12 protein-coding genes are annotated in these 17,678 nt (G+C 69.0%); 10 read left to right on the top strand and 2 right to left on the bottom strand.

The annotated features are described in order from the left end of the window. Nucleotides 1-49 precede the first annotated feature (49 nt). The 8 genes from nusA (at nt 50) to LVB77_RS13480 (ending at nt 11,912) form a co-directional block, all read left to right on the top strand. The gene (nusA, locus tag LVB77_RS13515) at nt 50-1,537 is read left to right on the top strand and encodes a transcription termination factor NusA (protein ID WP_232906621.1); all 1,488 of its coding nucleotides are present in this window, start codon (nt 50-52) and stop codon (nt 1,535-1,537) included. 220 nt (nt 1,538-1,757) lie between these two features. Further along, a complete protein-coding gene (infB, locus tag LVB77_RS13510) occupies nt 1,758-4,373 on the top strand; it encodes a translation initiation factor IF-2 (protein WP_232906620.1) in 2,616 nt (871 codons plus the stop codon). Between the two features lie 53 nt (nt 4,374-4,426). Next, entirely contained in the window at nt 4,427-4,801 is a 375-nt protein-coding gene (rbfA, locus tag LVB77_RS13505) for a 30S ribosome-binding factor RbfA (protein ID WP_232906619.1), read from the top strand. 239 nt (nt 4,802-5,040) lie between these two features. Then, the gene (truB, locus tag LVB77_RS13500; protein WP_232906618.1) at nt 5,041-6,021 is read left to right on the top strand and encodes a tRNA pseudouridine(55) synthase TruB; all 981 of its coding nucleotides are present in this window, start codon (nt 5,041-5,043) and stop codon (nt 6,019-6,021) included. A gap of 46 nt (nt 6,022-6,067) precedes the next feature. Next, the gene (locus LVB77_RS13495) at nt 6,068-6,817 is read left to right on the top strand and encodes a hypothetical protein (protein ID WP_232906617.1); all 750 of its coding nucleotides are present in this window, start codon (nt 6,068-6,070) and stop codon (nt 6,815-6,817) included. 208 nt (nt 6,818-7,025) lie between these two features. Beyond that, nucleotides 7,026-7,286: a 30S ribosomal protein S15 gene (gene rpsO / locus LVB77_RS13490; RefSeq protein WP_232906616.1), complete on the top strand. Its 261-nt coding sequence runs from the start codon at nt 7,026-7,028 to the stop codon at nt 7,284-7,286. A 277-nt stretch (nt 7,287-7,563) separates the two neighbouring features. After that, nucleotides 7,564-9,672, top strand: coding sequence for a polyribonucleotide nucleotidyltransferase (gene pnp, locus LVB77_RS13485; protein ID WP_232906615.1), 2,109 nt, complete (start codon nt 7,564-7,566; stop codon nt 9,670-9,672). Between the two features lie 374 nt (nt 9,673-10,046). Beyond that, nucleotides 10,047-11,912, top strand: coding sequence for a DUF11 domain-containing protein (locus LVB77_RS13480; protein ID WP_232906614.1), 1,866 nt, complete (start codon nt 10,047-10,049; stop codon nt 11,910-11,912). Between the two features lie 90 nt (nt 11,913-12,002). Here the strand turns inward: LVB77_RS13480 and LVB77_RS13475 are convergent, their stop codons facing one another. Then, nucleotides 12,003-12,641, bottom strand: a complete 639-nt coding sequence (locus tag LVB77_RS13475; RefSeq protein ID WP_232906613.1) for an SH3 domain-containing protein — start codon at nt 12,639-12,641, stop codon at nt 12,003-12,005. A gap of 304 nt (nt 12,642-12,945) precedes the next feature. Between LVB77_RS13475 and LVB77_RS13470 the strand changes: the two genes are divergently transcribed. Continuing rightward, a complete protein-coding gene (locus LVB77_RS13470; RefSeq protein ID WP_232906612.1) occupies nt 12,946-14,010 on the top strand; it encodes a DUF5671 domain-containing protein in 1,065 nt (354 codons plus the stop codon). Nucleotides 14,011-14,272: 262 nt separating this feature from the next. Continuing rightward, complete coding sequence (locus tag LVB77_RS13465) at nt 14,273-16,411, top strand: TonB-dependent receptor (protein ID WP_232906611.1); 2,139 nt, start codon at nt 14,273-14,275, stop codon at nt 16,409-16,411. Between the two features lie 10 nt (nt 16,412-16,421). Here LVB77_RS13465 and LVB77_RS13460 read toward each other — a convergent pair whose 3' ends face one another. Beyond that, nucleotides 16,422-17,657, bottom strand: coding sequence for a GPI inositol-deacylase (locus tag LVB77_RS13460; protein ID WP_232906610.1), 1,236 nt, complete (start codon nt 17,655-17,657; stop codon nt 16,422-16,424). Between the last annotated feature and the right edge of the window lie 21 nt (nt 17,658-17,678).

Raw genomic sequence — 17,678 nt, 5'->3', positions numbered from 1 at the left:
CCAACCCTAGAGCCGGCGGCCCGCGAGCCGACCCGTGCGGAGTGACGAGATGAGCAAGGAACTGTTGCTGGTAGTTGACGCGGTCGCCAACGAGAAGGGCGTGCCGCGCGAGGTCATCTTCGAGGCCATCGAGGCCGCGCTGGCGTCCGCCGCCAAGAAGCGCTACCACGACGAGGACGTGCTGGTGCGCGTGTCCATCGATCAGAAGGACGGCAGCTACGAAACCTTCCGCCGCATGGAAGTCGTGGCCGACGACGTGGTGATGGAGTCGCCGGACCGCCAGGTGCGTCTGATGGATGCCGTCGACGAGGTCGAGGGCGTCGAGGTCGGCGACTACATCGAAGAGCAGATCGAAAACCCGGATTTCGGCCGCATCGCCGCCCAGGCCGCCAAGCAGGTCATCGTGCAGCGCGTGCGCGAGGCCGAGCGCGCCCAGGTCGTGGACGCCTGGAAGGATCGCGTCGGCGAGCTGGTCACCGGCATCGTCAAGCGCGTGGAGCGCGGCAACATCTACGTCGACCTGGGCGGCAACGCCGAGGCGATCATTCCCAAGGACAAGGGCATTCCGCGCGACGTGCTGCGCGCCGGCGACCGCGTGCGCGGCTACCTGTTCGACGTGCGCACCGAGCCGCGCGGCCCGCAGCTGTTCATCAGCCGCGCGGCGCCGGAATTCATGATGGAGCTGTTCAAGCTGGAAGTGCCGGAAGTCGGCCAGGGCCTGGTTTCGATCAAGGCCTGCGCGCGCGATCCGGGCGACCGCGCCAAGATCGCCGTGCTCGCGCACGACAACCGCACCGATCCGATCGGCGCCTGCATCGGCATGCGCGGTTCGCGCGTGCAGGCGGTGTCCAACGAGCTCAACGGCGAGCGCGTCGACATCGTGCTGTGGTCGGACAACCCGGCCCAGTTCGTCATCAACGCGATGGCGCCGGCGGAAGTGCAGTCGATCATCGTCGACGAGGAAAAGCATTCGATGGACCTGGCTGTGGCCGAGGACCGTCTGGCCCAGGCGATCGGCAAGGGCGGCCAGAACGTGCGCCTGGCCAGCCGCCTGTCGGGCTGGCAGCTCAACGTCATGACCCAGGACCAGGTCACCGCCAAGTCCGAAGCCGAGCAGAATTCGGCGCGCCAGCTGTTCCAGGACAAGCTCGAGGTCGACGAGGAAATCGCCGGCATCCTGGTCTCGGAAGGCTTCAGCACGGTCGAGGAAATCGCCTACGTGCCGGTCGGCGAGCTGCTGGCGGTGGAGGGCTTCGACGAGGACATCGTTGAGGAACTGCGCGCCCGCGCCCGCGACGCCCTGCTCAACGAGGCCCTGGCGGCCGAGGAAGAGCTGGACGAGCACCAGCCGGCCGAGGATCTGCTGTCGCTGGAAGGCATGGACGACGAGCTGGCGTTCGTGCTGGCCGGCCGTGGCGTGGTCACGCGCGACGATCTGGCCGACCTGGCGACCGACGAGCTGACCGACATCGAGGGCGTGGACGAAGCCCGCGCCGCGGCCCTGATCATGGAAGCGCGCAAGCACTGGTTCGAGTGAGGAATTAGCTTCAGGTCGGAAGAGGCCCCTGGCGGGCGTCTTCCGGCACCCCGGATCGCGGCTGGCGCCCCGATCCGGCTTCGCAGGACCGGGCATGGGCCCGGTCCGCGGGCAGGCCATCCGGGCCTGCGCGATGCCGGGGTGTTAGGCGTTGCGCGGGGCTAGAATGGCGCCATCACGCGCGGGATGCGTCCCGCGCCACGAAGGAAACGGACACCGAATGTCGCAGCAAACCACCATCCGCAAGCTGGCCGAACTGGTGAACACGCCGGTCGAGAAGTTGCTGGAGCAGCTGGCCGAGGCCGGCATGAGCTTCAGCGGCCCCGACCAGGTCGTGACCAGCATCGAGAAAGTCAAGCTGCTCGGCTTCCTGAAGCGCTCCCACGGCAAGGCCGACAAGCCGGCCGACGAGAGCGAGGCGGCGAAGAAGATCACGCTCAATCGCAGCCGCAAGCAGGAACTCACCGTCGGTGGCGGCAAGAACCGCACCACCGTCGACGTGGTCGTGCGCAAGAAGGTCACCCTGGTCAAGCCCAACGAGGCCCAGGGCGAGCCGACCGACGAGCGCGCCGAGATCCTGCGCAAGCTCGAAGAGTCCAAGCAGCGCAATCTCGCCGAGCAGCAGAAGCTGGCCGAGGTCGACAAGCGTCGCGCCGACGCCGCCGAAGCCGCGCGCCGCGAGGCCGAAGAGGCCGCGCGCGCCAAGGCCGAGGAAGAGCAGAAGGCCAAGCTGGCCGATGCCAGCGCGATCGTGCCGGCCGAGGACGACGAGGCGCCCGCGCGCAAGCCGCCGACCACGCACGGCCACGGTCATCCGAAGCCGGCGCCGGCGCGTCCGGAACCGGCGCGCGTCGACCACAACGCGCCGCGCCACAAGACCCGCGGTTCGCACGCGATGGTCGCCGGCGTCGAGGACGACGATGCCGCCAACCGCTTCGCCGGCCAGCTGCACCTGAGCGCCTCCGACCGCGCCCGCCGCACGAGCAGCGCGCGCGGCAAGTCCAAGCCGCGCCGTCAGGCCGAGCAGAGCCGCTCCGGCGGCGGCGCCCACGGCTTCTCGCGTCCGACCGCGCCGATCGTGCGCGAAGTCGCGATCGGCGAGACCATCACGGTCGCCGACCTGGCCCAGAAGCTCGCCCTCAAGGGCGGCGACGTGGTCAAGGCGCTGTTCAAGATGGGCGTCATGGCGACCATCAATCAGAGCATCGACCACGACACCGCGGCGCTGGTGACCGAGGAACTCGGCCACACCGTGATCAAGGCCAACGCCAACGACGCCGAGGACGCGCTGATCGCGCATACCGAGGAACAGCAGGGCGATCGCGTCGCGCGTCCGCCGGTGGTCACCATCATGGGCCACGTCGACCACGGCAAGACCTCGCTGCTGGACTACATCCGCCGCACCAAGGTCGCTTCCGGCGAAGCCGGCGGCATCACCCAGCACATCGGCGCGTATCACGTCGAAACCGACCGCGGCGTGATCAGCTTCCTCGACACGCCCGGCCACGCCGCCTTCACCTCGATGCGCGCGCGCGGCGCCAAGCTGACCGACATCGTGGTGCTGGTGGTCGCGGCCGACGACGGCGTCAAGCCGCAGACCCGCGAAGCCGTGCAGCACGCCAAAGCGGCCGGTGTGCCGCTGATCGTGGCGATCAACAAGGTCGACAAGTCCGACTCCGATCCGCTGCGCGTCAAGAACGAACTGCTGGCCGAACAGGTGGTCGCCGAGGACTTCGGCGGCGACACCCAGATGGTCGAGCTGTCGGCCAAGACCGGTCAGGGCGTGGACAGCCTGCTGGACGCGATTTCGCTGCAGGCCGAGGTGCTGGAGCTGTCGGCGGTGCCGGTCGGCCGCGCCACCGGTACGGTCATCGAATCCGCGCTGGACAAGGGCCGCGGCCCGGTCGCCACGGTGCTGGTCCAGCAGGGCCAGCTCAAGAAGGGCGATTACCTGGTCTGCGGCGTGCAGTACGGCCGCGTGCGTGCGTTGTTCGACGAGAACGGCAAGCAGGTGGAGTCGGCGGGTCCGTCGATTCCGGTGCAGGTGCTGGGCCTGTCGGGCGTGCCGGATGCCGGCGACGATTTCGTGGTGGTCGAGGACGAGCGCCTGGCCAAGGACGTCGCGCAGCAGCGCGACGCCAAGCGCCGCGAATCGCGCCTGGTCGCCGCCGCCGGCAACCGCATGGAAGACATCATGGCCCAGATGGGCAAGGGCGAGGGCCAGCTGAGCCTCAACCTGGTCATCAAGGCCGACGTGCAGGGTTCGGTGGAGGCGCTGCGTCAGTCGCTGATGGCGCTGTCCAACGACCAGATCCGCATCAACGTGATCAGCTCCGGCGTGGGCGGCATCACCGAGTCCGACGCCAATGCCGCGGCCACCGCCAAGGCCACGGTGATCGGCTTCAACGTCCGTGCCGACGCCTCCGCGCGCCGCATCATCGAAGGCAACGGCGTCGACCTGCGCTACTTCTCGATCATCTATGACGTGATCGATCAGGTGAAGCAGGTGGCCTCGGGCATCCTCGGCGTCGAGATCCGCGAAGAGATCATCGGCATCGCCGAAGTGCGCGACGTGTTCCGCAGCTCCAAGTTCGGCGCGGTCGCCGGCTGCATGGTCGTCGAGGGCGTGGTCAAGCGCTCCAAGCCGATCCGCGTGCTGCGCGACAATGCGGTGGTCTTCGAGGGCGAGCTGGAATCGCTGCGCCGCTTCAAGGAGAACGTCGACGAAGTGCGCAACGGCACCGAATGCGGCATCGGCGTGAAGGCGTACAACGACGTCAAGCCGGGCGACCAGATCGAGTGCTTCGAGCGCATCGAGGTCCAGCGCACGCTGTAACCGTCATCGCGGCGGGCGGAGCGATCCGTCCGCCGCATCATCAGTGGATATCGATGCCTAGCAACAAATCGTTCCATCGCACCGACCGCGTCGCCGCGCAGCTCCGCCGCGAGCTGGGCACGCTGGTGCGCGAGGCCGTGCGCGAGCACGGCCTGCCGTCGGTCAGCGTGTCCGACGTGGAGATCACCCGCGACCTGGCCCACGCCAAGGTGTTCGTGACCGCTTTGCAGGAGGAACGCTCCCGCGAGGCGGTCAAGGCGCTGAAGGAGCTGTCCAAGGAGCTGCGCTACCAGCTGGGCAAGGCGATGAAGCTGCGCCACGTGCCGGAACTGCACTTCCACTACGACGACTCGGTCGACCGCGGCGAGCGCATCGACAACCTGCTGCGCGATCTGCCGCCGCAGGCGCCGGAGTCCGAGCAGGACTGAGCCGGCATTCGGCCTTGGGGTAGGAGCGGCGTGAGCCGCGACCGCGCCCCTACGGCCACGTCGACCGGCCCGGTCGTTCGAGGCATCCCGGTCGCGGCTCACGCCGCTCCTACCCCAAAGCCGGTCCTATCAACCTCGAACGCCGATGCGGTTCAGCCGCTCGGCGGTCCGTCTTCGTCCTTCGCGACCGCCCGTCCGCCGCTACTGGCCGTCGCCCGCATCGCTCCTACAATGCCCGCATGAGCAAGAAGCCCCGCACCGTGTTCCGCGCCCTGGACGGGCTGTTGCTGCTCGACAAGCCGCCGGGCCTGAGCTCGAACCAGGCCTTGCAGCAGGTGCGCCACCTGTTCCGTGCCGACAAGGCCGGCCACACCGGCAGCCTGGATCCGCTGGCGACCGGCCTGTTGCCGCTGTGCTTCGGCGAGGCCACCAAGATCGCCGGCCTGTTGCTGGGTGCGCGCAAGGCCTACGAGACTCAGGCTGTGCTCGGCACGGTCACCGACACCGACGACGCCGACGGTGCGGTCCTGCTGCAGCGGCCGGTGCCGGAGCTCGACGACGCGGCGATCGAGGCCGCGTTGGCGCCTTTGCGCGGCGACATCCGCCAGCGCGCGCCGATCTATTCCGCGCTCAAGCAGGGCGGCGAACCGCTGTACGCCAAGGCCCGCCGCGGCGAGACCATCGAAGCGCCCGAACGCGAGGTCAGCGTGCATGCGCTGCGCGTGCTCGAGCGCGACGGCGCGCGCCTGCGCCTGCACGTGGAGTGCGGCTCGGGCACTTACGTGCGCAGCCTGGTGCGCGACCTCGGCGAAACCCTGGGCTGCGGTGCGCACGTGGCCACGCTGCGCCGGCTATGGGTCGAGCCCTTCGCCCAGCCGCGCATGTTCACGCTCGACGAATTGCGTGCGCTGGCCGAGCAGGGCGAGGCCGCGCTCGACGCCTGCCTGCTGCCGATCGAAGCCGGCCTGGCCGGGTTCGAGCGCGTGCAGGTCGACGCGGAGGCCCAGCGCCGCATCGGTTACGGCCAATCCGTGGCCTGCGCCGAGGGCGAGCCGGGCCTGGTCGCGATCTTCGACACGGACGGCCGCTGCCTGGGCCTGGGCCAGCGCGATGCGCAGCAGCGTCTGCAGCCGCAGCGCCTGTTCCGCTGGGCGGTGTTGAGCGGCAGCCCGGCAGCGGTTACGGTCGCGACGGATCCGGCCTCCGATCGGGATGCCTGAGGCCGCACCGGCACCGGCGCGCGCGACCACGACCGAGGGACTGATGATGAAGCGATCCAATCCGATGCTGGCCGCGGTGCTGCTCCTGGCCGCGATGCCCGTCTGCGCCGCCGCTGCGCCGCCCCAGGGCGCCGCGCCCGTCGACAGCACCCGCCCGCAGGCGGTGATCGACGCCTCCGCCGAATGCAGCCGCCGCCAGGACTGGCGGTGCCTGGCCGGTCTGATGGATCCGGCCGCCCTGACCGACCTGCGCGGCCTGCTCGGAGAGCTGGTCGAGGGCACCGGCACCGCCAATCCGCGCCTGCTCGCGCTGTTCGGCGGCCAGACGCCCGAGCAGATCCGGCGCCTGGACGATGCCGGGTTCTTCGCCGCGTTCATGAGCGGCACCATGAAGAATCTGGGCGGCATCAGCATCGACAGCGTGCAGGTCGTCGGCGCCATTCCCGAGGGCGACGACCAGTACCACGCCGTCACCCGTACCGTCATGCGCTCCGGGCTCAGCGACACGCCGGTGACCACCATGGACATCGCCAGCCTGCGCCGCATCGACGGCCGCTGGCGCCTGCAGCTCAAGGCCGACGTGAAGGCCATGACCGACGGCCTGCGCCGCATGCGCGCCGATCGCGGCGCGGCCGCGAGCGGGCAGGGCGCAACGCCGTCCAGCACCGATGCGCGGCGGCCCCAGCCGGAAGCCCTCAAGCAGCGCCGTCTCGAAGCCGTGCGGCAGGCGCAGGACGCGGCGCGCCCGGCACAGGGCGAGGACACCGAAACTGAACGCGACTCGGCGCGGGACTGAAAGGCCGGCGGTCGGGGCGCGGCCGGCCGTAATCGCGGTCGCATTCGCCGCCACGGGCTGTTACAATTCCGCCGCTTTTCAAGCACTTCGCCTGCACCAGGGCTTGAACGGCATCCCACCTCACTAGCAAACGGCGAGCCAGGCGGTGCGTCGGAGCGGCAATGCCGCGACCGATTCGCTTCTGCAGGCCACGCATCGGAAGAGAAAAATGTCCATCGACACCAGCAAGATCATTGAAGACAACAAGCGCGGCGCCAACGACACCGGTTCGCCGGAAGTCCAGGTCGCCCTGCTCACCGCTCGCATCGAGCAGCTCACCGGTCACTTCAAGCAGCACAAGCAGGATCACCACAGCCGGCGCGGCCTGCTGCAGATGGTCAACCGCCGCCGCAGCCTGCTCGACTACCTGAAGCGTAAAGACAACGAGCGTTACAAGGCCCTGATCGAAAAGCTCGGTCTGCGCCGCTAACCGATACCGACCGCGGCGCAGCGATGCGCCGCGGTTTCTTTTGCGGGACCGGAATCTTCGGAACCGCGCCCGCGGCGATGCAGGATGCAGCGCCAGCCGATCGGCCCGGGACCGCTTTGGTCCGGACCGCCACGGCCCAGGTCCGGCAGTCCGGACCGCGTGACCGGCCGGGGCGGATGCCCGGGCCAGGGTGCACACCAAACCGCAGGCCGTTACGGCGGCCGACCGGGTGGGGCAAGGGCCCCCACCGGAACGTATCGAACCGAAGGAACCCAACGTGGCAAAAATTACCAAGACCTTCCAGTACGGCAACCACCAGGTAACGCTGGAGACCGGCGAGATCGCTCGCCAGGCCAGCGGCGCCGTGATCGTCAAGATGGACGACACCGTACTGCTGGTGACCGCCGTCGCCGCCAAGAGCGCGCGCGAGGGGCAGGATTTCTTCCCGCTCACCGTCGATTACCAGGAGAAGTTCTACGCCGGCGGCCGCATCCCGGGCGGCTTCTTCAAGCGTGAGGGCCGCGCGACCGAGAAGGAGACGCTGATCTCGCGTCTGATCGATCGCCCGATCCGTCCGCTGTTCCCGGAGGACTACAAGAACGAAGTCCAGATCATCGCCACCGTGATGTCGATGAATCCGGAAGTCGACGGCGACATCCCGGCCCTGATCGGCGCCTCCGCCGCGATGGCGCTGGCCGGCACCCCGTTCCAGGGCCCGATCGGCGCGGCCAAGGTCGGCTACAAGAACGGCCAGTACCTGCTGAACCCGACCGTGAGCGAGCTGGCCGATTCCGAGCTGGAACTGGTCGTCGCCGGTACCTCCAACGCGGTGCTGATGGTCGAATCCGAAGCCAAGATGCTGTCCGAGGACGTCATGCTGGGCGCGGTGATGTTCGGCCATCGCGAAATGCAGAAGGTCATCAACGTCATCAACGAGCTCGTCGTCGAAGCCGGCACCAAGGCCTCGACCTGGGAAGCTCCGGCCAAGAACGACGCCCTGATCGGCGCGCTCAAGGAAGCCGTGGGCGACCAGCTCGCCGCCGCCTTCCAGGTGCGCGACAAGCTGCAGCGCCGCGACGCCATCGGCGCGATCAAGAAGGACGTGCTGCAGCGTCTGGCCGGCCGCGCCGAAGCCGACGGCTGGGCCACCGCCGAGCTGTCCAAGGAATTCGGCGAGCTCGAGTACCAGACCATGCGCAACTCGGTGCTGAGCACCAAGGTCCGCATCGACGGCCGTGCGCTCGACACCGTGCGCCCGATCGCCTCCAAGGTCGGCGTGCTGCCGCGTACCCACGGTTCCTCGCTGTTCACCCGCGGCGAGACCCAGGCCATCGTGGTCGCCACGCTGGGCACCGCGCGCGACGGTCAGATCATCGACGCCGTCTCGGGCGAGTACAAGGAACACTTCCTGTTCCACTATAACTTCCCGCCCTTCTCGGTCGGCGAAGCCGGCCGCATGATGGGTCCGAAGCGCCGCGAAATCGGCCACGGCCGTCTGGCCAAGCGCGGCGTGCTGGCCGTGATGCCGACGATGGAAGAGTTCCCGTACACCATCCGCGTGGTCTCGGAAATCACCGAATCGAACGGTTCGTCCTCGATGGCTTCGGTCTGCGGCAGCTCGCTGGCGCTGATGGATGCCGGCGTGCCGATCAAGGCGCCGGTCGCCGGTATCGCGATGGGCCTGGTCAAGGAAGGCGACAACTTCGTCGTCCTGTCCGACATCCTGGGCGACGAGGATCACCTCGGCGACATGGACTTCAAGGTCGCCGGTACCTCGGAAGGCATCTCGGCGCTGCAGATGGACATCAAGATCCAGGGCATCACCGAAGAGATCATGAAGGTCGCGCTGGGCCAGGCTAAGGCCGGCCGCCTGCACATCCTGGGCGAGATGGCCAACGCCATCACCACCTCGCGCTCGGAGCTGTCCGAGTACGCGCCGCGCCTGCTGACCATGAAGATCCACCCGGACAAGATCCGCGAAGTGATCGGCAAGGGCGGCTCGACCATCCAGGCGATCACCAAGGAAACCGGCACCCAGATCGACATCCAGGACGACGGCACCATCGTCATCGCCTCGGTCAACGCCGCCGCCGCGCAGGCCGCCAAGGCGCGCATCGACCAGATCGTCTCCGACGTCGAGCCGGGCCGCATCTACGAAGGCAAGGTCGCCAAGATCATGGACTTCGGCGCCTTCGTCACCATCCTGCCGGGCAAGGATGGTCTGGTCCACGTCTCGCAGATCTCCAACGAGCGCGTCGAGAAGGTCAGCGACAAGCTCAAGGAAGGCGACGTGGTCAAGGTCAAGGTGCTGGAAGTCGACAAGCAGGGCCGCATCCGCCTGTCGATGAAGGCCGTGGAAGAAGGCGAGGGCGTCGCGGCCGAGTGATCGCCGCGCACCACGCTGGATCCGAGAAAAAGCGGGCTACGGCCCGCTTTTTCTTTGGGCGCCGGTCGGCGGGTGGACGTTTCGGCCGGAAGCCGGGCTCCTTGCGCGGGATATGGCGGGCGGAAAGAAGGCGGTGGCCGAGATGAGCGGATGCATGTCCGGTTTAGCTCGCACATGGCGATAGGTTCTTTTAACTATGCCAGTGCTGGCTGATTCAGGGGGCCGCGATGATTACCGCCGTTCGTGTCGAAGAGTGCGTCATGGAGTCGCCCATCAGCGGTGAGGACGTAGCGCGCACCAGGGCCTCGGCGCTCGCGCCGAATGCATACGCAGCGTGCCAGGTTGTGACTAGGACCGCGTCTAGAAAGCGTGGATTGCTGACGCGATGGGGCTGGATGGCGAGCGCCGTGGCCCTGGGCATGCTTCTGGCCGCTCCGGCCTCGGCGCAGGCCGTCCGCCAATGCGTCGCGGCCAATGCGCAGGCGGCCTGGACGCCTGCCGGTGCCGGCAGCTATTTCACCTCCGGCCCGGACGTCACCCGCGCGCCTTCCGCGGCAGCGGCGATCACGCGGTACGGCACAGGCGCGAACGGCACCATCGTGATTACCGGCAACATGAGCTGGACCGAAGCGAATCCGGCGATCAATAACGATCAGACCGCGATTCTGATTCTCATCAACGGCACTCAGTACGCCCGTTTCCTGTCCGGGCAGACCGTCGGCGGCAACGCTTCGGTTACGGCGTCCAACGGGGCCACGGTGGTTTGGAACGGCGGGACCACGGCGCCCGCGGGCGGTTCGCGTGCCTTCACGCTGACGCTACCTGCCAGCGTCACCCAGATCGCCGGGTCTGGCTTGACCGTACGCTATCAGGACGTTGCCGGGCGCCAGGGCGACGACTGGAACTTCAACAACATTACCGCCTCGCAATGCACTGCGCGCCTGGCCGTCACCAAGGCCACGCTCGGCGGTGCCGGGCGGCTGGGTACGGAGCAATTCACGCTCGCCATAACCGGCAACAACCAAACCGCCGCGTCCTCCTACACGACCGGCGGCGCGGGCACCGCGGTGACGGGCGGTCCAGGCCTCGTGCAATGGTTCGACGCGGGCACGCAATACAACCTGAGCGAAACGATCTCCGCCAATGCCGGCGTCTACAACACCACTTTCGCCTGCACCAATGCGGCCGCCACCGCGACGGGTACCGTGTTGCCGAGTGGCACCGGCACCAGCTTCAGTCTGACGCCAAGCTCGGGCGACAACATCACCTGCACCTACACCAACACGCGGATCGCGCAGAACCTCAGCCTGGCCAAGACCTGGGTGAACGGCACCGCCGGACATACGGCGAGCGCGACGACCACGGGCGGCACCAACAACGCCAGTTTCGCCTCCACCGCGCCGACCAATACGACCGGGACCGCCGTGGCGGTAGCGGCCGGGAGCCTGGTCACTCTGCCGGCGGAAACCTTCGGCGGCGGCGCGTCGGCGGCGTCGTACGCCACGACCGTCGCCTGTACCGGCGGCACCACGTTGGCGGCGAGCGTGCCGCCGCAGACGATCACCATCACCAACAGCACGACACCGACGGTCTGCACCTACACGAACACGCGTACCACCACGTTGCAATTGGCGAAGCAATGGGCGGCCGGCAGCATCGCCGGCCATCAGGTGACCATCGGCGCCACGACGGGCGGGACCAACAACACCGTGGCGTTCAACGCCACCGCTCCGACCGCCGCCAACAGCGGCGCACCGGTGACGGTGACGACCGGCAACGTGATAACGCTGCCAGCCGAAACCGGAGCGAACGCAGCGAACTACACGACAACGGTGGCTTGTACCGGCGGCCACACACTGTCGGGCACGAACGGCAAGCAGGCCAATACCTTGACGATCACCAGCGGCAACGCCGCGGTATGCACGTACACGAACACTTTGCGCTCGTCCGACCTGTCGATCAGCAAGACCAACAACGTCACGACGGTCATCGCGGGCGCGCAGACGGTCTACACGCTCGTGGTTTCGAATGGCGGCCCTTCCGCCGCCGACGCTGCGGTGGTGCGGGACACCCCGACTTCCGGCCTGAGCAACTGCCAGGTGACAGCGTGCTCGGCGGCAGGCGGCAGCGTGTGTCCCGCCACCCCCGCCGACCTGTTGACCCCGGCAGGCGTCGTGCTGCCGACCTTTCCGGCGAACGGCTCGGTGAGTTTCAGCGTCGCGTGCACGGTCGGGAACTGAGCGGCGGAGGAGTTCGGCTGTGGCGGCCGTCGCGCCGGCGTTCCGGCGAGCCAAGTGCCAAGGGCCGGCCGATCGGCATGCCGCGCTCGGCTAATGAGCGAGCGGCGGCGTGTCCTCATCCCGACTCTCGTCGCCGACGCGGCCGTCGCAAGTGGTCTCGATCGACCCGCACAGGCCGCGGAACCAGGCGCGTTTCGGCGATCGCGGATCGCCGAAGTCGATCCGCGCCCACTCTCCGGAACAGTCGCTGATGCCGATCGCGTCGTCGAGAACGACCCCTCCGTCCTGCTGGATCAGCGCCGGGCTGTTCGGATCGGGCCGTTCGAAGCCGGCCTCGGTTTGCAGGGCGTAGCCGACCTTCTTGCCGCTGACCCAGCCGCTGATCGCGGAGGCCTGGTGGGCGCCGCTGCCCGGGTCTGGAATCGATACCTCGGCGATGCGCACCCAACCGTTGCGCGCCTCGACGATGGTGAATCCGACCGGGAGATGTCCTTCCAGCTCGTCGTCGGGCCCCGGCGGCTTCCAGCCCGGCAGGGTGGCCAGGATGGGCGCGTCGATCGACGGGCCGGAGCGGACATTGAGCCCCTTGGGATCGGTTTCCTTGGAGTACGCGTCGAGCTCGCAAGCCGGCTTGCCGGCCTCGCGGGTACTGGCAGCGGGTGCCGGCGCGGCGGCGCTGGCGAGCGCCAGCGACAGAACGACCAGGGGGGCGATATGCGTGAAGCTCATGCTCGTCTTCCTTGATTGCGAGGGAACTGCGCCAGGCGAAACCCGAAGCCGTCGGGCCGCGTTCGATTATGGGGCCCGCACATCGTCCAGGCTCAACGCGGCCCGTGTTGGCGCGATTCTGCGGCGTTTCTGTAACTGGGCAAGAGCTACGAACGGCCCGTGTTCCGGCCAGCTGGGGCGCCACAGGTGACGCGGCGTAGCGTAGCCCGCACCCGCCGGTAGCGTAATGCTCGACCCCTGCGATCGCCGTCGGGCGCCGCGGCGAAGCTGCTAGATTCGCCGCGTCCACTCAGGAGAACAGGGCATGGCGGCGGGAACCCAGGAACTGGAGCTGTTCGTACGCGAAGCGCTGATGCGCGGCCAATCCAAGGAGGCGATCGCGCAGGCCTTGGGCAAGGCCGGTTGGACCGCGGAGCAGACGCGCGGCATGCTCGATGCCTATGCCGACGTGGGCTTCGTGGTACCGGTGCCGAAGCCGCGCGCCTCGCTGTCGGCGCGCGAGGCCTTCCTCTATCTGGTGCTGTTCGCGACCTTGTATTTCGTCGCTTTCAGCCTGGGTAGCCTCTTGTTCGATCTGATCAACCGGATGTGGCCGGACGCCGCCAGCGGTTACGACGCCAGCGCCGCGATCCTCGGGCCGAGCATGCGCTGGTCGGTCGCGGCTTTGACCATCGCTTTCCCGGTGTTCGCCTTCGTTTCGGCCTACCTCGCACGCGAGGTCGCGCTGCATCCGATCAAGCGCCTGTCGCCAGTGCGCCGCTGGCTGACCTATTTGACCCTGTTCGTCGCGGCGTCGGTATTGATCGGCGACATGACCGTGCTGGTCTACAACCTGCTCGGCGGCGAGCTGAGCGTGCGCTTCGTGCTGAAGGTGCTGGTGGTGGCGACCATCGCCGGCACCGCCTTCGGCTATTACTTGCGCGATCTGCGTCGCGAAGAAGTCGAGGGCGCGGGCGGCAGGCCGGTGGGGCGCGGTCTGTTGGTCTCGACCGCGGCCGTGATCGTGGCGGCGTCCGTCGCGGCGATCGTGACCACTGGCGGTCCCGCGGTGCAGCGCGAGCAGCGCCTGGACGCGCGTCGCGTGCAGGATCTGACCCGTATCACCTATGTGGTGAACAACTACGTGCGCCAGCACGACCGTTTGCCGCCTGACCTCAAGGCTTTGGCCGCTCAGCCCGGCATGAATCTGTCGATCGTGGACCCGGTCGACGGTACGCCTTACGTCTATCGCGCCGGCGAGGACTTGGACTACCAGTTGTGCGCGCGCTTCGTTACCGACACGGCCAGCGATGAGGACGAGTACGGCAGCGACAGCGATTGGTTGCACGATGTGGGCGAGCATTGCTTCGATCGTGAGGCCAAGCCCTGAGGCAGGCCCGCTCCCGCCTCCGCCTTTGCTTTTGGTCTCCCCCTTTGAAAAAGGGGGATTAAGGGGGATTTGCTCTTGGGTGTGGTGAGCGGAGAAAAGGAGATCAAAAGCAAATCCTCCCTAGCCCCCCTTTCTCAAAGGGGGGAGCTTTCAAAGGGGGATCAACGCAGGGGCGCTCTTTCGCGTGGAACTTGCGACCCGCATGCCAGGCGCGTCGCGACGGCGATGGCATGATGCAGGCTGATCCCCGCCGCACCGTCGCATGCCGCCTGTCGCTCCGCCCCATTCGATCCCGCTGCGGTGCCCGCTGAGCGCCGCCTACGCTCTGGCCTTGCTCGCCCTGAGCGCATCCGCATCCGCGCAACAGGTGCAGACCCAAGCGCGCACCCTGGACACGGTCGAAGTCGTCGCGCCGCGGCGCGCCTTGTCCGCGTTCCCCGGCGCGGTGACCGCGATCGACGGCGACACCCTGCGCGCGGGTCAGCGCCAGGTGAACCTGTCCGAGGCGCTGGCGAGGGTGCCCGGCATCAGCGTGCTGGATCGCCAGAACTACGCTCAGGACTTGCAGATACAAAGCCGCGGCTTCGGCGCGCGCTCGACCTTCGGCATCCGCGGCATCCGCCTGATCGTCGACGGCATCCCAGCCTCGGCCGCGGACGGGCAGGGGCAGGCGGCGAACTTTCCACTGGATGCCTTGGATCGGATCGAAGTGCTGCGCGGCCCCTTGGCCCTGCAATACGGCAACGCCGCCGGCGGCGCGATCGTCGCCGCGACCGATCTGGAGCGCCTGCGCGGCGCCAGCCTGCAGGCCTGGGGCGGCGCTCACGGCAGCGCCCGCGTGAGCGCGGTCGTCGATGGCGCCAGCGATGACGGCCGCTGGCGCGGGCGGGCCGGCGCCAGTTATTTCGAAACCGACGGCGAACGCGCGCATGCGGCCGCGCAGCGGTCGCAGTTCGACGCCGTGGCCGAGTGGGTGCCGCGCGAGGGCGAGCGTCTGCGTCTGGTGCTGAATTCGTTGGTCCAGCCCGACACGCAGGATCCGCTGGGCTTGGACCGCGCCGGCCTGCGCGCGGACGCGCACGGCACCGACGCGGTCGCGCGCAGCTTCGATACTCGCAAGCGCATCCGGAACCATCAGGCCGGCTTGCGCTGGCAGCGCGACTACGCGCCGGGCCGTGAGTTCTGGATCGGCGGCTACCGCATCGAGCGCGACGTGCTGCAGTACCTGGCGTTGCCGGTGTCGGCGCAGGCCGCATCGGGCAGCGCCGGCGGCGTCATCGATCTGGGACGCAGTTCGCTGGGGCTGGATGTCGGTCATCGCTGGCGCGGCGCGCGTGGCGCGTTCGCGCTGGGCATCGAAGCCGCGCGGCTGGACGAGGACCGGCGCGGTTACGAGAACTTCGTCGGCAACCGCCTCGGCGTGCGCGGCCGCCTGCGCCGCGACGAACGCAACCGCATCGACGACCGCGAGCTGTACGCGATCGGCGACTACGCGCTGACGCCGCAATGGACCGCGCTCGCGGCGCTGCGGCATGCGCGCCTGGATTTCCGCTCCCGCGACCGTTATCTGGCGCCTGGCAACGGCGACGACAGCGGCGGCGCCGACTACCGCGAAACCTCGGCCGCCGTGGGCGTGGCGCGCGCGTTCGGACGCGGCGAAGTATTCGCCAGCGTCGGCCGCGGCTTCGAAACCCCGACCGCGACCGAGCTGGCCTACCGCGCCGACGGCAGCGCCGGGTTCAACAGCGCCTTGCGGCCTGCGCGCCACGACAGCGCCGAAACCGGCCTGCGCTGGCGCTACGACGGCGGGCGCGCCAGCGTGGCGGTCTATCGGGTCGACGGCGAGCACGAGATCGTGCCCGCCGACAGCCGCGGCGGCCGCGCCAGCTTCGCCAACGCCGGCCGCACCCGCCGCGACGGCGTCGAGCTGGGCCTGGAAGGCGCCTGGGGCGAGCAGTGGCGCTACGCGTTGGCGGCCAACTACGTCGATGCGCGCTTCGAGCAAAGCTTCGCGTATCGCGTGCAGGGCGCGACGCGCACCGTTGCCGCCGGCAACCGCGTGCCCGGTGTGCCGCGCGCCGACGGTTATGCCGAGCTCGCCTGGCGTTCGCGCGACGGCGCGCTGGGTACGGCTCTGGAAGCGCGCTTCAGCGACCGCATCGCGGTCGACGACCGCAACACCGATGCCGTCGCCGGCAATGCGCGCTATGCGTTAAGGCTGGACTGGCGGCCGCGCAACGCGCGCGGCTGGCGCGGCTTCGCGCGCATCGACAACCTGTTCGACCGCGACTACGTGGGTTCGGTGATCGTCAACGAAGGCAACGGGCGTTACTTCGAACCCGGCGCCGGGCGCGGCTTCACCCTCGGACTGGCCTGGGACGCCGCGCCGCGCGCCGACTGAAGCGCGAGGTTCACGCCAGCCAGCGCGCCAGCAGGCGATACACGCCGGCGTCGCCCAGCAGCTCCAGATGATGCACGCCGTAGGCGATGTGCTGGCGGGTCTTGGCGATGCGCAGGTCGTAGGCGCGCTCGGGATGGCGTCCCAGTGCGCTGGCAACGGGCACCAGGCCGTCGCCCTTGGGCAGAGCGGCGTCCTGATCCGGTGCAGCGGGCGCGCGCGCGGTGCTGGCGGCGATCGCATAGCTGCGCACGCCCTTGGGCAGCGGCGAGGGCCGACGGCCGTCGTGGCGGCCGTCGCCGTCGCGGTCCCGCCAGTCCTCGTCGCGCACGTTGCCGTGGCGCAGGTCCTGGATGCCGGCGCTGCGCACCTTGCCCAGGCGCGCGAACGGCGCGGTGTAGGGGCTCACGGCGATCAGTGCGTCCACCCAGCTGCCGGCGCGTTCCAGCGGCGCGCCATGGTGCGGCGTGCCCAGGAATACCAGCCGGTCCAGGTGTTGCAGCCAGTCCGACCCGCGCTGTTGCGCGACCACGCAGGCGCTGCGCGCGACCAGCCCGCCCATGCTGTGGCAGAGGATCGCCACGCGCTCGACCGGCACCGGCCATTGCTCGATCAAGCGTTCCATCAGCGCGTCGAACTCGCGCCCGTTGACCGAGATATGGCGGCCGCTGTTGTAGTGCAGATACAGCGGCGTGTAACCCAGCTCGCGCGCGAGCGCCGCGCCGTGATCGTGGCCGCCGTACTGCCATTGCAGGTCGTTCATGCACAGGCCGTGCACCAGCACCAGAATCTTGCCGCCGGCCTCGGGCAGCGCCGAAGCCAGCGCTGCGCGGCGCAGGGTCGGCGCAGCGCCCTGGTGGCGCAGGCGCATCTCCACCGCGAGCGGATTGCCGGTGGCGTCCAGATGATCGCCCAGCACGCCGTTGAGCGCGGCGATCACCGCCTCGCGCTGCGGCGGCGGCCGCACCACGTCCAGCAGCGGCGCGAGCTTGGCGAAGGCCAGATCGAGGCCGTCGCCGACGAAGCGGGTAACGCCGCGCACGCTGCGGTAGACCAGGCCGGCGATGCCCGGCGCTGGGCCGGCCGCGACCGCGCCGAGCACGCCCGGAAACCGGCTGATGTTGGCGTGCATGGCCTCGACCAGATCGGTGACGCCGGTGATCGCGTCGATGGTCAGGCGGTTGACGCCGCGCAGGTCGCGGCCGTTGCCTGCATTGCGGCGGTCTGGCGCTACGGCGGGTGTCGGCATGAGGTTCCGAGTGCGGCGTGG

This window comes from Lysobacter sp. 5GHs7-4 (genome assembly GCF_021284765.1).
Taxonomy (GTDB): Bacteria; Pseudomonadota; Gammaproteobacteria; order Xanthomonadales; family Xanthomonadaceae; genus Lysobacter.
Note: the sequence above shows the minus strand (reverse complement) of the source record. Positions and strands in the feature narration are given on the sequence as shown.